A 14,880-nucleotide genomic window follows, 5' to 3' on the forward strand; every position below is an offset into this window, starting at 1 on the left:
GCCGCTCCAGCGGCCAGTATATTGTGACGCTGGAGCGTCGGGATTTGCTCCCACGCCGGAGCGTGGGAGCCAGATGACAGTACCCTTTTGCAGGTAATAGGTAACGGCATGTCCCTAACCCCCGACGGCATATCCCTCCCCACTATCGTGTTGGCCTCCGGCTTTATGGTGGTATTGATCGGCCTCTGGGGCATGATGACCCGGAGGAATATCATTCAGATCATCATCGGCTTTTCCCTCACCGATACGGGGATCCATATGGTGATGGTCGCCATCGGTTATCTGAACGGTCGCACGGCCCCCATCATCGATGCCGCCGTCGACCGTTCTCAGGCCGCTTCGACCCTGGTGGATCCGATTCCTTCCGCCCTAGTGCTGACGGCGATCGTGATCGGGCTGGGGATTACCGCGCTGATGCTCTCCTACGCCATCCAGATCTATAAGAAGAACCGCTCCCTGTCCATCGACGACTGCAGCGAGCTGAAGGGCTGAACCCCATGGTCGATCCCCTCTACATCTATATCCTGTCCCTGGGCAGTGCCTTTCTGCTCGCGCTCTTCCACCGGCTGCATCGCGATCTGGGGGCCTTTGTATTTCTGGCTACCCTGGCCGGCATTACGGTCATCTCCGGGTTGGGATTCATCGCCTTGGCGGGCGGCGCACCCAGTGTCGAGATCCTGACCGCGGGACTTAAGCCGCCGTTCTCCATTAATCTGCGGTTCGGTCTGCACGAGGCCTTTCTCTCCCTGGCGGTCAATCTGGTGGGCGTCCTCGGCGGCTGGTATCTGTTGCAGCGGCTCCGGGAGCATGTGCAGGCGTTGATCCTGTTCCTGATGATTATCATGGGCATCAACGGCATGGTCATGACCCGGGATCTGTTCAACCTGTTCGTGTTCATCGAGATCACCGCCATCGCGACCTATGCGCTGATCGGGCTGGAACGGGACCGCAAGACCCTGACCGCCGGCTTCAAGTACGTCATGGCGGGGGGACTCGCGTCTTCCTTCTTTCTGATCGGGACCATCCTGGTCTATCACCTGGCCGGTACCCTGAATATCGACGGTATGATCGCCGCCCGGTCGCTGCTGGATAATCCCCTGGGGATCTCGGCCCTGGTCTTCCTGATCGCGGCGGTCATCATCGAGCTCAAGCCATTCCCGGCCAACGGCTGGGGCCTGGATGTCTATGAGGCGGCGCCCGGCGGCATCGGCACCCTCCTCTCGGCGGGGGTCGCCACCGGCGCCTTGGCGGCCCTATACAAGTTGCTGCCCCTGCTGCCGGTCGATCAGCTGTCCGTGATCGTCTCCGTCGGGCTGGTGACCTTTCTGTGCTCGAACCTGATCGGGCTCAAGCAGCGCAACGCGCAGCGTCTGCTGGGCTATTCCTCCATCGCTCAATTGGGCCTGCTGGTGGCTGCTATCGCCTATCTGCTCCAGCGCGGGCACGAAGAGCTGGTGCCCCTGGTGGTCGGTGGCCTGTTCATCAATCACCTTCTGGCCAAGGCGGGGCTCTTCTGGCTGGCGGGGGTCCTGGGCAAGGACAAGTGGTGGGAATGGACGGCATTGGCCGGACGGCCTTGGCTGCTGTTCCTGTTCGGCACCCTGATCTTCGCCCTGGTGGGCCTACCACCCTTCCCGGGCTTCTGGGCCAAGTGGGAGCTGGTCATGCAGCTCACCGCCGACGGCATGTACGGCTGGATGGCGGTCATTCTGCTCGGCTCGCTGCTGGAGGCGGTCTATCTGCTGCGCTGGCTCGGCGCCACGCTCGATGCCCGGCAGCGCGCGCGGGCTTCCTTTAGTTGGGCCGGTCTGACCCCGCCGGCTGGCTTTGCACTCCTGCTGTACGCCAGCGGTTGGTACTGGACGGACTGGATAGGAGAGCCGGCCCTGGTCACCTTCCTGCCGGTCGTCGCGGGCGGTCTGCTGTTCCTGCTCGATCGTCTGCCCAACCGCCTGATCGGCCGGCTCGTAGGGCTGCTGGCCTTGGCGATCCTGGGCGCCTTCACCTTTTGGATCCTGCCCCGGATCGAAGGGCTGGCTTGGCTATTCGGCCTGATCTTTCTGCCCGGTGGTCTGCTGCTGGTCTTTGCCACCCTCTACCGCGGAGACGCGCGGCCGGGCTTCTATCCCCTGGTCACGGCCATGCTGATGGCCTTGGGGCTCTTGCTCCGGACCCAAACCAGCCTGGGATTCTTCTATGCCTGGGAGCTCATGACCCTGAGCTCCTACCTACTCATCACCTTGGGAAGAGAATCCGCCCGGCCGGCCTTCCGCTACGTGCTCTTCTCCCTGGGGTCGGCCTATCTGATCCTGGCCGGCCTCGCCTTGGGCTACGGCGCCTCCGGCTCGGCGCTGCTCGCGGGCCTGCAACAGGCGGGCGCACTCGGACCTGCTATCTTCGCCCTGCTGGCCTTGGGCTTTGTCATCAAGACCGGCGGCCTCGGCTTCCACGTCTGGCTACCCGGCGCCTATACGGAGGCGGAAGACGATTTCACGGCTATCATCTCCTCGATCGTCAGCAAGGCGGGGATCTTCGGGTTCCTGGTGGCCGCAATCCAGTTGGGTGACCAAGCGCTGGGCGGCCTGGACATCGCCTATCTGGTGTGCTGGCTGGGCCTGCTCACGGCACTGTTCGGCGCCCTGATGGCCGTGCTCCAGGAGGACGCCAAGCGCCTCTTGGCCTATTCGAGCATGGGGCAGGTGGGCTATATCGTCGCCGGTGTTGCCATGATGAGCCACTTGGGCTGGGTGACGGCCATCTATCTCTCCGCCAATCACTTCCTCTACAAGGGCCTGCTGTTTCTTGCCGTCGCGGGCGTAATCTACCGCACCGGCACCCGCGCCATGTATCGCATGGGCGGGATGATCGGCCGCATGCCGATCACCTTCTTTTGCGCCCTGATCGCCATCATCGCCATGTCCGGCGTACCCCCCCTGACCGGCTTCGGCGGTAAGTGGCTGCTGTACAACGGCCTGATCGAAAAGCATTGGTACCTGCAGGCGGGCCTGGCCTTTTTCTCCAGCGCCTTGGCCTGCCTGTACATGTTTCGGCTGCTGCACTCGATCTTTCTCGGTCAGCCCAAGCTGAAGCATAAGGATGTCAAGGAGGCCCCCTGGTGGCTGCTGCTGCCGCAGCTGGTATTGGCCGGGGCGATTTTGGTCTTCTCCCTGTTCCCGCAATATCTGGTGCAGCCCATTTCGAGCGCGGTCGAGCCCCATTACGCGACCAATTTGGACTGGGCCGGCAACCAGGTCACCACCGCCGTGGGGCATTGGAACGGCTTCCTGATCATGATGATCGTCGGGGCCGTGTTCCTGATACCCTTGATCTGGATGCTGCTCTCGCGGACCCGAGTCCAGCGGGTCAAGCAGTTCAACATCGTCTATGCGGCGGAGCACCCCGAGCGGCCCGAGACTACGCACTTCGCCTACAACTTCTATCCCTACATCGAAAAGAGCCTGGGCTGGCTGGTGCGACCACGGGCTACCCGTTTCTGGAACGCCCTGGCCGAGTGGACCCATTCCCTGGCGGCCGCTCTACGCAGTGTCTACACGGGTCATGCCCAGACCTATGCCCAGTTCATCGTCCTCTATCTGGTCGCCCTGGCCTTTCTGATGGGGTAAATGAGTCGAGTTTTTGCACAGCACAAAAAATTCACGCTTCGTGGGCTCAAGGCGAAGTCTCGTCTCGCCGGCTAATCGTACAGGATTAACAGGATGTTCAGGATTAACAGGATTTTTTGTTGTGAAGAGCGCTTGCTGGTTTGGTAAGGGCGTGATCGGGCGTCGGAAATTCAGGAAATACAAAAATCTTGTAAATCCTGTGTAATCCTGTAAATCCTGTCCGATTGGAGTTTTGCGACGAAGCTCGAGTGGGGCGCTCGTCGGTCTGAGGCGAAGCCTCGCTAGAGATACGCAGGTCAGTAAGCTCTGAGGGCTAGCAACATGTCCGAATGGTTAGTCAAAGGCGGCTATGCCGTCGTCTCCGTTACGGTAGCCGCCGTCTACGGTATCCTGCTCAGCGGGATCATCGCCCGCACCCTGGCCCGGGTCCAGGGGCGGATCGGTATTCCGGTCTGGCAGGGGTTCATCGACATCGCCAAGAATGCGGCCAAACGCACCGCCGTCAGCCATGGCATCATGTTCTACCTGGGGCCAGTATTTCGCCTCGTCGGTGGTATCGGCACCCTGCTTTTTATCCCGATGCTGTATGGCAGCGAGGTCTTCGGCAACTTCCATTTCGCCGGCGACATCATCCTCGTCATCTATTTCATCCTGTTCGGCGCTTTGGGGATGGCCCTCGGCGCCAGCGAAGGCGGACACCCCTACAGCGCCATCGGCATCGGCCGCGGGCTGGCCCAATTCGCCGCCTTCGAGGTGCCCTTCGCCCTGGCGGTCATCGCCCTGGCGATCCAATACGACACCCTCTCCGTCTACGACATGGTAGAGGCCCAGCAAGGCGGTGTCGCCAATTGGACCCTGTTCACCAACCCGCTGGCGGTCACCGCGGCCATGCTGTCGCTCCTTGGCTCCACCGGTTATTCGCCCTTCGACGTGGTCGGCTCCCCCCAGGAGATCCCCATCGGACCCAGGACCGAATTCCAGAGCGATTTCATCAGCCTGATGCAGCTCAATCGGGCCGTCTTCGCCGCCGCCAAGCTGGTCTTGTTCATGGACCTCTTCTTCGGCGGCGCGACCAACCTCATCGAGCTCATGATCAAGACCTGGGCCATCTATATGGTGCCCATCTTCGTAGGGGCGGCATTTCCGAGATACCGTATCGACCAGTCGATCCGCTTCTTCCTGCGCTGGCCGACATTGATCGGGATTGCCGCGGTGGTTTTGGCGGATTATTGGTATGGTGCCTAATACAACTGCGCACATTTGATAAAAAAGGGAAAGACAAAGGCTTCATTTTCCGGTGACAAAGAATCCGACCTTAAGAAGATCATTGTCGATTTTTTTGAATGACAAAATCGATCTTCCGTTGTTGAATGAAAAGCAAGAAGAAAAGCTGTTTTACGCGCTCGTATCGATATTTATGGTGTTTGTAATGAACAAGTTGCCATAAAAACGAGCGGCTGGACCCGGATGGTAACCTGCTGTGCTTCGCTCCGCAGTTTACCGTCCGGTTTAACCGTTAAGGCTGTGTAAGTGCTAATTTATCTCGACACGTGCTCAATTCAACGGCCACTTGACGACCGATCACAGCCTCGGATTAACCTCGAAGCTGAAGCGGTTGTCACGGTATTAAATTTAGCAGAATCTGGTGTTATCCAATTGCTGTCATCTGAGGTACTCGAATTCGAAATTCGGAAAATCCCTGATCTGAGACGTAGAATCCGTGCTACTGAAATCCTATCAGTGGCAGAGAGGGTCGCAGAGGTTTCTGTCACAACCTATTCGAAGGCTCAAGAAATAATGTCAGCTGGCGTAAAACCAGCAGATGCATTACACGCAGCAGTAGCCATGGAAAACAATGTAAGCTACTTCTGTACCTGTGACGATATATTGCTAAAGAAGCTGAAAGCCCTTGATCTTGATCCGCCGCCATACTTCGTATCACCGATCGAATTGGTTGTGGAAGTGACATCCAAATGAACGAAAAACTACCTACGATTGCGGAAATCAATCGGAGAGCAGAAGCCATACTCATGCAACAGCTGGGCGTTGCTGACACGCTGCGTTTCTTGAATCAATTTAGCTGTGGTACCGGCGATTATACTGCTGAACGTCATGAATGGCTCGATGCTTTTTCTTTAGATGATATTATTCAGGATATCGAAAAAAATAGGAATGAAAAAGCGCCAACATTTTGATGCACAGAGCGCCGAAAGTGTTTCAGTTACCGACGATACCCTGAGTGTCGATCTGACGGACGGCAGAACAATTTCCATTCCGGTCGAAGGGTTCCCTCGTCTTGTTCATGCCACAGCAGAAGAAAGGATAAACTGGAGATTGACTGGAAATGGGCAGGGAATTCACTGGGAAGACATCGATGAGGATATCAGCGTAGAAGGTCTGTTGGCCGGCAAAGCATCGGGAGAAAGCCAGGCATCTTTCAGGAAGTGGCTAAACCGGAGGTCCAACTTGAGAATTGAAAATTGGTGGAGGGCTTCAGATTGGGGAATGAAACCGGCATGGCCTGCTTCCAGTCCACATAATCACTGGAATCATGGATCTCCCAGAAGGCCCGCTCCTCGGCTTCAGTGTCGAATTTGGGTGGTACCGGTTTGGGCTTGTTCATAATGGGTTTTCTCCTTGTGGTGCATGTCACGGGCCGAGATCACGCGTATCAAAGTCCCGGCGGCACGCAGGGTAAAGGTGATGTGAAGCAATCTACCCGCATCGGTCGTGCCAAGGGCATGGTAACGCGGTTCTCGTTGACTGTGCTTCGAGTCCGGCAGCAAGAGTAAGGGTTCGTTCATGAAACTGAAAGTGGTAATACATGATGCGGAAGAAGGAGGTTATTGGGCCGAAGTGCCATCCATACCTGGATGCGTAACTCAAGGTGATCCTTCGATGAGTTGTTGCTCAATATTTATGATGCCGTCGAGGGGTGCTTGTCGATCGATGTTCAGGATATCGATTTATCGGAGAAGGATACCGTGATGGAGATAGCCGTTTGAAAGTTGTCAGCGGGAAGAGATTTTGCCGGCTTCTTGAAGACAATAACTGGGAACTAAAACGAGTAACTGGAAGTCATTATATTTTTGCCAAACCAGGTAATAAGGTTCGTGTTTCTGTTCCGGTTCATGGTAATAATCCGTTGAAGGTTGGATTACAACGGCACCTAATAATCACATACTGGAGTAAGGAAAATAATTCCCTTGTGGCGGAAGTACCGGAGCTTCCGGGATGCATGGCAGATGGTAAGACATATCAAGAAGCAGTCTCTAATGCACAGGTAATCATTCAAGAATGGATAGATACAGCGAAAGATATTGGACGAGCGATTCCCGAACCAAAAGGTAGACTCATGTATGCCTAACAAGGGAATGTACTCGGACAATTCGCGTAGAATGTGGTGAGCGTAGCGAACCGTATCGATGCGGTTCGTGTTACTCATCACATCCTACGGCGGGCCAGACCTGAGACGAAAGCAGGTATCTAGTGGGTGCTCGATGGAAATATCGCGTCATTCTCCGTGTCTTTGTGGCTTTGTGGCTTTGTGTGAGAAAAAATACAGCCTACGCAGGCTACGAGCTTTCGGGAATACGGAGTAAAGATTGAAATTCATCATCCGTCCTTTGGATATCCAGGTTGGTAAGTATGAAGAACAAAGATTCCATGAATGACCAAGAATTGCCTAATGACGGCTTGACCTATCCGGACACCGAGTACTACTGCAAGACGCGGCCGGTTCCGGTGGCGCCCCAGTTCGAGGCGATGGAGAAGATCCGCAACTGGGCGCGGGCCAATTCGCTGTCGGTGCAGGCCTTCGGGACCGGCTGCGGGGCGGTCGAGCTGCGGCCCCTGATGACGGCCCGTTATGATGCCTATCGCTTCGGGGTCATGACCTCTCCTACCCCGCGCCAGTCTTGTGTGTTCATCATCGGCGGCTATGCCTCGGTGAAGACCCTCAAGCGTATCGTCGTGAGCTACGAGCAGATGCAGAACCCGAAGTTCGTGGTGGCCCTGGGGAGCTGCACCGTAAACGGGGGCATGTACTGGGACAGCTATAACACCATCAACCGCATCGATTACTATATCCCGGTGGATCTCTATATCTCCGGCTGTATGCCGCGGCCCGAGGCCCTGCTGGCCGGCTTTGTCAAGCTCAAGGAGCTGATCAAGGCCGGCAAGTGCGAGGGCGCCAACACGTATGCGGAGAATTTCGACTGGTACAAGGCGAACCAGAAGAAGATCATCAAGGATTGGAATATGCCGGATTACAACTGGTAAGCGCCGTCATGAAGCAGCTCTTCGAACGCCTCCGGCCCCTGTTCGCCGTGACCGATTTCGAGCAACGGCGGACCGATCTCGCCTTCCTGCATATCCCGAAGGACTATGCGGAGATGCTGATCCGCCATCTGCGGGATCACGAAGGATTCTCCCATCTGGTGTTTTTTACCGCGGTGGATTACATCGAAGATGGCATCTTCCGGCTTATCTATATGCTGCATAACTATGCGACCAAGGACACCCTGGGAGTGTATGTGGATCTGTCCCGAGCGGAGCCGGTGATGACCTCGATCCATCCGCTCTGGGAGCAGGCCGCGCTCTATCAACGGGAGCTCAAGGAGATGTTCGGGATCGATTTCCCCGGCAGCCCGGGCGTCGACGAGGACTTTCTCCTGGAGGGCTGGGACGAGATTCCACCTATGCGCCGGGAGTTCGATACCCGAGCCTACGCCGAGAAGACCTTCTTCCCGCGCGCAGGCCGGGAAAAGACCGATCCGCGCGCCCATATGCAAGCCCAGCTCTACCCGGACGAGGGGGAGAAATGATGTCCGCGCCCGACCGTTCCAGGTACCCGGAGCTGGTGGACGGCAAACCCGTTGTCGACCTGGACTCCGAGAAATACGTCAAGCTCTGGCATGGCCCCCAGCACCCCGGCATCACCGGTAACATGTCCCTGGAGCTCACCCTATGCGGCGACGAGGTGGTGGAGTGTAAGACCCATGTGGGCTATCTGCACCGGGGCTTCGAGAAGCTCATGGAACGCCGGACCTGGATCCAGAATTTTCCGGTGGTGTGCCGGATCGCGGTGCCCGAGCCGGCGTTCAACGAATATCTGTATGCCGCGGGGCTGGAAGAGCTGGCGGGGATCGAGCCGCCGGAACGGGCCCAGTGGATCCGCACCCTGAACCTGGAGATGATGCGCCTGGCCAGCTTTCTCGCCTGGCTGGGCGGCCAGGCGGGGGCGTTCGGCAACGGCACCATCGGCCAATGGACAGTGACCCACCGGGACTATCTGCTGGATCTGTTCGAGGAGATGACCGGCGGGCGCATCTACCATATGTACATGCTCCCCGGAGGGGTACGGTCCGGACTCCCCGATGGCTTCGAGGAACGGCTGGAGGCCGTTTTGAAGCGGGTCGAGAAGCTCCTCAAAGAAATCAAGCTGATCCTGCTCCATAACAGCGTGTTCAAGGCCAGGACCGTCGGCTTAGGCATCATCGACCGGGAGATGATCGACCGCTACGGCATTACGGGTCCCAATCAACGGGCCTGCGGGATCAAACGGGATGTGCGCAAGGATTACCCCTATCTGGTCTACGACCGACTGGATTTCGAGGTAATCACGGGCACTGCCTCGGATGTCTATGAACGAACGCTGGTGAGATACCGGGAGATGCACCAGTGCATCGACCTGATCCGCCAGATCCTGGAACGCATGCCGCGGGACGGCCCCTTCCACGAACCCCTGCCGAATGTCCTGCATTGGAAGATCCCGCCCGGCGAGACCTATGTTAGGGCCGAGTGCACCCGCGGCGAAAAGGGCTACTACATCGTCTCCGACGGTTCGCTCTACCCGCGCCGGATCTGCATCCGCGGCCCCAGCTATACCCACGCCTTTCCGGTGATGGAGAAGATGGCGATCGGCACCGATATCGCCGACATCGCAGGGCTGATGGTTTCACTGCACACCTATCCACCCGAGATCGAGAGGTAGCAGCTTGTACACCGGTACCTGACAGGTACCGAAGTACCGATAACATGAGAATTATTTTTTGCCGCAAATGAACGCAAATGGTTGAAATTGGCCCGCCATTATCGGTGGTTTTTGATCTATTTGCGTTGATTTGCGGATAAACCTCCTCTGATGATCCTGCGAACTCGATGTTCGGCAAAAAAGTGGGGGTTGATGAGTTCTAAAATCAGACTAACGAAAAGAACTGAATATGGCGCTTACTCGAAACGCGGTAGAAACATCAAAATTCAATAAAAATGCAAAGCCGCCATATGAACTGCGCATGCAGGATTTTCAAATGGCGATGCAGGATGTATACGATTTCTTCTATGACGTGAACTCTCATCTCACTGCGAAAGGGTTGCAGCGCTTAGATGATATGCTGCGTCCTGCAATTATGTCAGGATTGCTTTCTGATATGCTGACGGCAAGTCTTGCCAAGCATTCCCGTGTATTAACAGAAAACGGCTATTTCAATGGGCATCCCGATCTAATAGTGCAAGGCGTTTATGCTGACAATTCCGTCAAGGCCGGAGAAGAAGGCGTTGAAATAAAGACGACGAGAAAAGCAGGGGGTGCTGTCGATACACATGGAGCACGGGAACAATGGATGTGTGTTTTCGTTTACAAAATCGATACGGACTCGGAGCCCGCTATTAATAGATCGCCAATGACATTCACCGAGGTGTATCTCGGAAAAGTTACTATCGATGATTTCCGAAAAAACCCAAGAGGTGAGCTCGGAACGAGAACAGCTACGTTACACAAGGATGGCATCAAGAAGCTTCGGGATAGCTGGATATACAGGCTTTAGAGTTACCGTTAGTCTTGAACGCCGTAAGTTTCGGAATGGATGTGCAAGCTAGTTTGAAGAAATCAATGTCTTTTTCTATCCCGATGCTTTTATAGCTAACCGCCTCAGCGGCAGCTAGAGTTGAGCCAGCGCCAGCAAATGGGTCAAGAACGACGCCTTCACCAAGGGGTAAAGACGCATGAACGATTTGTCGCATAAATGCTTGAGGTTTCAAACTTGGATGAGGAGCAAGAGACTTTTCGCTCTTTCTGGTGGGCGCAGAAGCAATCACATCTCCAAATGGCTTATCTTTTATGGGGCGGCGAAATCCGCCTGTTTTCCATTTTCTGAGATTATCCTGAACTCGACCATCAAGTGGTTTTCTACATACGATCCACGGTTCCCACATAGAACGAGGCATAACGCTTATTTCACTAAATTCTTCATGTGCAGCTTTTGGACGGTCGCCTCCCCTCATCGTCATAGTGAGGCGAACTATTTCTCCCCGTCGTTCCAAACCGGCATCTGCTAATGCCGATGATACTATATAAGATACAAGGGGGTTGGATGCTACTATTACATGAGCGCCGGGAACTAATTTAGGGAGCAACAATTTGGCCCATACAAAGAAAAATGATCCAAGTTGCTCGAGTTGTCCCTGCGTCAAGGTGGTGAACCGAGGCAGAGGGGAACGTGTGTTGCCGTCAAAAGACGGCGGAATTCGCCAAACGCCGCCTTTTCCAGCGCGCAACTTACTTTGCTGTTCGGGGGTGTATTCGTGAAGGCCGTACGGGGGGTCCGTTACCACGGCATGAATGCTGTGTTGCTCCTGCTGATCCAACCAGTCAAAACAGTCAGCGTGTACAAGAGTAGCTTTCCCGGAAAAAAAAGGGTATTGCCATTGCTGAACAGAGGTGATAGCGCGTTGAACTCCTTGCGTGGTTTCCGTGCAATGGGTTCGGAGACGATAAACGCCTCGCTCCTCTCGAACAAAGATCTCAGGCGTGTTAAGCCTCAAGTAGGATCTGACAGAGGACGATGGAGTTGGTCCGACAATCTGAGCTATCCTGCCCTCAATTTCTTTAACAGTCAAAGGCTTAGACGTCAGAGAAAGAATCTGAACAATGGCATCTCGAACATGCCCGGGGGAATTTCTTGTAGATTGTTGTTCCATGAGCGTATGCTGGACGTCCAGACGTCATTTGTCAACGGCAAGTACAAAATTAGCCGAACAAGGCGCTTAACTCGGGCTCTGCCTCGGTCGCTGGCGCTCCTTCGGCAGCCGGTTAATGCAAACGTTATCGGTCGTTGAGAGCATTCATACTGGTTGAAAGCGGTATCCAAAGACCGCGGTTTTCGGGTACCAACCGAATACGAGAGATTAATCCTTATGCCGCTCAAAGATCTCATGGCCCCTTTCTATGTCTGGAAGCGGGCGTTCGAAAAGCCCTATACCACGGCAAAACCGATCGAGGAACGCCCCGGTGCCGCCAACTACCGCGGGTTCCACACCAATGATCTGGAGTTGTGCATCGGCTGCGGCACCTGCGAGACCATCTGCCAGAACGAAGCCATCGACATGGTGCCGGTCCCAGGTATAAGACCCAAGCCCGGAGACAGTGGCCTGCGGCCCATGGTCGACAATGGCCGCTGCTGTTGGTGCGCCCTGTGCGTCGATATCTGTACCACCGGCTCGCTGCGCATGACCAACGAATACATCTGGGTCAGCACCGATCCCGACGTGTATCGGTTCATACCGGGGACCGGTGACAATCCCTGGGACCACCAGGAGCTCGGCTACCGCAGGGATCCGAAGTATCACCTGTTGCGGCTCGAGCGCTCGGACATGGAGATGCTCGACCCGGAACAGAGCCAGCAATCCTTCATCGAGGTCGTAAAGGGCTATTCCGCGGAGCAGGCACGCAAGGAGGCCGACCGTTGCGTGGACTGCGGCATCTGTGTCGCCACCTGCCCCGCGCACATGGACATCCCCGAATACATCAAGGCGGTACGCGACAGCGACTTCGAGACCGGCCTGCGCCTGCTCTATCGCACTAATCCGATGCCCGCCACCTGTGGGCGCATCTGCACCCACCGCTGCGAAGACGTGTGTTCGGTGGGACATATGGGCGATCCGGTAGCGATCCGCTGGCTCAAGCGGTACATCTGCGACCAGATACCTGAAGCGGAGTACGCCGGCATCCTCCGGGACGAGACCCCGACCAAGGGTCGCACGGTCGCCATCATCGGCACCGGCCCCGGGGGCTTAAGCGCCGCCTACTACCTCGTCAAGCTGGGCTATGCGGTCACCCTGTACGAGGCCCACCCACAGGCCGGCGGCATGCTGCGCTATGGGGTACCCAGCTATCGCCTGCCATACGATCAGCTCGACAAGGACATCGACTATATCCTCTCCCTGGGTGTAACCATCCATTACAATACTCGGATTGGCCGTGAGGCAGAATTCTCCGAGCTGATGGAAGCATATGATGCCGTCTTCTTCTCCACCGGCCTGACCGAGCCCTACGGATTGGGGGTGGAAGGGGAGCAACACCCGCGGGTCCTATCCGGCCTCCAGGTACTGGAGGATGTCACTCACGACCGGGATCCGGGCGTCGGGACCCAGGTCGCCGTAATCGGCGGCGGCAACGTGGCCATGGACGCAGCACGGGTCTCGTGCCGGCTCGGCGCCGAGGTCACCCTACTCTATCGTCGCCGGATCGAGGACATGCCCGCCGATCCCGAAGAGATCCACGAGGCCCAAGCAGAGCGGATACGCTTTGTGACCCAGGCCATTCCGGTACAGGTAACGGATGCACCCACCCCGAACCAGGTCACCATCCAGTGGGGAGAGGCCGAGATGGTACCCGATGAGAGAGGCGGCCGCCCCCGGCCGGTGCTGATGGAAGACCGCATGCATACCGAGACCTACGACTCCATTATCTCGGCCATCGGCCAGGGGGGGGATTATGAATTCCTGTCCCAGGACTACGCCGACCGGATCGAAATCAAGCGGGGTAAAGTGGTCTGCAACCAGCACCGCCAGACCGGTATCCCCAAGCTCTTCGTCGGCGGCGATATCGCCAACAATACAGCGGATGCCATCAGCGCCATCGCGGATGGTCATCAGGCCGCGATGGGAATCGATCGGTTCCTATCCGGCTGAATCGGATTATCAGGTACTAGGGGCTGTTGACATAATCGTAGTGCCAACCGCTAATCGGACAAGATTCCCGCGCTCGTTCCCACGCTCCAGCGTGGGAACCTCGTCTTGTCCGCTCCAGCGGACCATGCCCCTCTGGGCCGACATGGGCCAGCTACCTGGTCGCTTGTCGACGCTGGAGCGCCAAGATCCCTCCTCCGTCGGGACAAGTTTGCTCCCACGCTGGAGCGTGGGAGCCAGCAGTGGATTGTTTTCCTGAATAATCAATTATAACTCCTGTTAATCCTGGAAATCCTGTGAATCCTGTACCATTAAGAGACAAGCCCGGAGGGCAGGGTTTACTCCTTTTAAACGTCAACACGCCCTTTCAGGGATCAGTAAGATGGCGAAACCTAGTGCACTTGTCGGCGTTGTACCGGCAAAACAGGCTGAAACTATGTACTAGGTTGCGGTAGTAGAGACAATGCGGAGAAATCGATGAGCAGTCAGCTTGAAGACATCAAGGCCAAGGCCATGGCGGATCTGGAAAAGGAGCTTAAAGGCGAAGCGCCGCTGGAACCGACGGAAACGACATCCGAGCCCGGGACCCGGTTCGATGCGATGGGCAGGGAAAGGATACAGCAGACCAAGAAGCACATGGAGCACTTCTGCCGGATACCCTTCCTGAACGACCTCTCGGATGCGGAATGTAATCGGTTGGCGGAAATCGTCACCGTAATGCGGTTACAAAAGGGCGATATCCTGATCGAGCAGGGGAAAAAGGACGACTCTCTCTATGTCCTGATCGAGGGACGTCTGCGGGTGAACCGGAGTACCGGCGGCGGGAGCCAGGTCACCCTGGCCTGTATCCGGGAGGGAGAGATGGCCGGTGAAATGGGCTTTCTCGACGACTCGGAACACAGTGCCACCCTGCAGGCCGACGATACCTCGGAAATCCTCCAGATCAATCGGAACGACCTCGAGGGCCTGTTGGAAGAGCATCCCCAAACCGTCTATAAGCTGATGCGCGCGATTGCCCGTGAGGTGCATAAGATCACCCAGCGGATGAACATGCAGTTTGTGGAGATGAGCAACTACATCCATCATCAGCAGGGGCGGTATTGAGCATTCTCAATCCCCGTAGTGGGCTATGCCCACCAACGACTCATCCGCTTCAATGAGACCGCGGAAGCGTTCGAACCGCTAAGGCGCAAAGCGGGTAGTGGTAAAACTATAAGTGAAAAAGTAGAGCGATTCATCTTTTTGATCCCCTCTCCCCAACCCCTCTCCCGGCGGGAGAGGGGACATA

13 protein-coding genes and 3 pseudogenes are annotated in these 14,880 nt (G+C 56.4%); 13 read left to right on the plus strand and 3 right to left on the minus strand.

Annotation, left to right across the window (positions count from 1 at the left end):
- The first annotated feature begins 108 nt into the window (after positions 1-108).
- From BQ17_RS05985 to BQ17_RS06010, 6 genes and pseudogenes are all read left to right on the plus strand, one after another.
- A complete protein-coding gene (locus BQ17_RS05985; RefSeq protein WP_089725206.1) occupies positions 109-492 on the plus strand; it encodes a sodium:proton antiporter in 384 nt (127 codons plus the stop codon).
- Between the two features lie 5 nt (positions 493-497).
- Positions 498-3,623, plus strand: coding sequence for a proton-conducting transporter transmembrane domain-containing protein (locus tag BQ17_RS05990; protein ID WP_089725208.1), 3,126 nt, complete (start codon positions 498-500; stop codon positions 3,621-3,623).
- A gap of 321 nt (positions 3,624-3,944) precedes the next feature.
- On the plus strand, positions 3,945-4,868 hold the full coding sequence (locus BQ17_RS05995) for a respiratory chain complex I subunit 1 family protein (RefSeq protein WP_089725210.1): 924 nt from the start codon (positions 3,945-3,947) through the stop codon (positions 4,866-4,868).
- Positions 4,869-5,153: 285 nt separating this feature from the next.
- Complete coding sequence (locus BQ17_RS06000; RefSeq protein ID WP_089725213.1) at positions 5,154-5,600, plus strand: type II toxin-antitoxin system VapC family toxin; 447 nt, start codon at positions 5,154-5,156, stop codon at positions 5,598-5,600.
- The gene (locus BQ17_RS06005) at positions 5,597-5,818 is read left to right on the plus strand and encodes a hypothetical protein (RefSeq protein ID WP_089725215.1); all 222 of its coding nucleotides are present in this window, start codon (positions 5,597-5,599) and stop codon (positions 5,816-5,818) included. Before BQ17_RS06000 ends, BQ17_RS06005 begins: the two co-directional genes overlap by 4 nt.
- Positions 5,796-6,023: pseudogene (locus tag BQ17_RS06010) on the plus strand (DUF2442 domain-containing protein); the annotation flags it as partial. The gene BQ17_RS06005 and the pseudogene BQ17_RS06010, both read left to right, overlap by 23 nt.
- An 82-nt stretch (positions 6,024-6,105) precedes the next feature.
- On the opposite strand, the pseudogene BQ17_RS06015 reads toward BQ17_RS06010, so the two are convergent.
- Both BQ17_RS06015 and BQ17_RS06020 read right to left on the minus strand, forming a co-directional pair.
- Positions 6,106-6,246, minus strand: a pseudogene (locus tag BQ17_RS06015) (CopG family antitoxin); the annotation flags it as partial.
- Positions 6,206-6,430, minus strand: a pseudogene (locus BQ17_RS06020) (BrnT family toxin); the annotation flags it as partial. The pseudogenes BQ17_RS06020 and BQ17_RS06015, both read right to left, overlap by 41 nt.
- 194 nt (positions 6,431-6,624) lie before the next feature.
- Between BQ17_RS06020 and BQ17_RS23210 the strand changes: the two are divergent.
- The 5 genes from BQ17_RS23210 (at position 6,625) to BQ17_RS06050 (ending at position 10,450) form a co-directional block, all read left to right on the plus strand.
- Positions 6,625-6,990 (plus strand): type II toxin-antitoxin system HicA family toxin, encoded by a 366-nt coding sequence (locus BQ17_RS23210; protein WP_089725220.1) that lies wholly within the window; start codon positions 6,625-6,627, stop codon positions 6,988-6,990.
- A gap of 281 nt (positions 6,991-7,271) precedes the next feature.
- Positions 7,272-7,904, plus strand: a complete 633-nt coding sequence (gene nuoB / locus BQ17_RS06035; RefSeq protein WP_256091493.1) for an NADH-quinone oxidoreductase subunit NuoB — start codon at positions 7,272-7,274, stop codon at positions 7,902-7,904.
- Positions 7,905-7,912: 8 nt separating this feature from the next.
- The gene (locus BQ17_RS06040) at positions 7,913-8,449 is read left to right on the plus strand and encodes an NADH-quinone oxidoreductase subunit C (RefSeq protein ID WP_089725222.1); all 537 of its coding nucleotides are present in this window, start codon (positions 7,913-7,915) and stop codon (positions 8,447-8,449) included.
- The gene (locus tag BQ17_RS06045; RefSeq protein ID WP_089725225.1) at positions 8,446-9,618 is read left to right on the plus strand and encodes an NADH-quinone oxidoreductase subunit D; all 1,173 of its coding nucleotides are present in this window, start codon (positions 8,446-8,448) and stop codon (positions 9,616-9,618) included. The genes BQ17_RS06040 and BQ17_RS06045 overlap by 4 nt, the downstream gene beginning before the upstream one ends.
- 229 nt (positions 9,619-9,847) lie before the next feature.
- Entirely contained in the window at positions 9,848-10,450 is a 603-nt protein-coding gene (locus BQ17_RS06050) for a hypothetical protein (protein WP_089725227.1), read from the plus strand.
- Here BQ17_RS06050 and BQ17_RS06055 read toward each other — a convergent pair.
- Positions 10,413-11,603 (minus strand): DNA methyltransferase, encoded by a 1,191-nt coding sequence (locus tag BQ17_RS06055; RefSeq protein WP_089725229.1) that lies wholly within the window; start codon positions 11,601-11,603, stop codon positions 10,413-10,415. The two genes, BQ17_RS06050 and BQ17_RS06055, sit on opposite strands and share 38 nt — an antisense overlap.
- A 216-nt stretch (positions 11,604-11,819) precedes the next feature.
- Between BQ17_RS06055 and BQ17_RS06060 the strand changes: the two genes are divergently transcribed.
- Positions 11,820-13,595, plus strand: coding sequence for an FAD-dependent oxidoreductase (locus tag BQ17_RS06060; RefSeq protein ID WP_089725231.1), 1,776 nt, complete (start codon positions 11,820-11,822; stop codon positions 13,593-13,595).
- Between the two features lie 474 nt (positions 13,596-14,069).
- Entirely contained in the window at positions 14,070-14,696 is a 627-nt protein-coding gene (locus BQ17_RS06065) for a Crp/Fnr family transcriptional regulator (protein WP_089725233.1), read from the plus strand.
- Positions 14,697-14,880: the final 184 nt, after the last annotated feature.

This window comes from Candidatus Thiosymbion oneisti (genome assembly GCF_900092655.1).
GTDB classification, from domain to species: Bacteria; Pseudomonadota; Gammaproteobacteria; order Chromatiales; family Chromatiaceae; genus Thiosymbion; species Thiosymbion oneisti.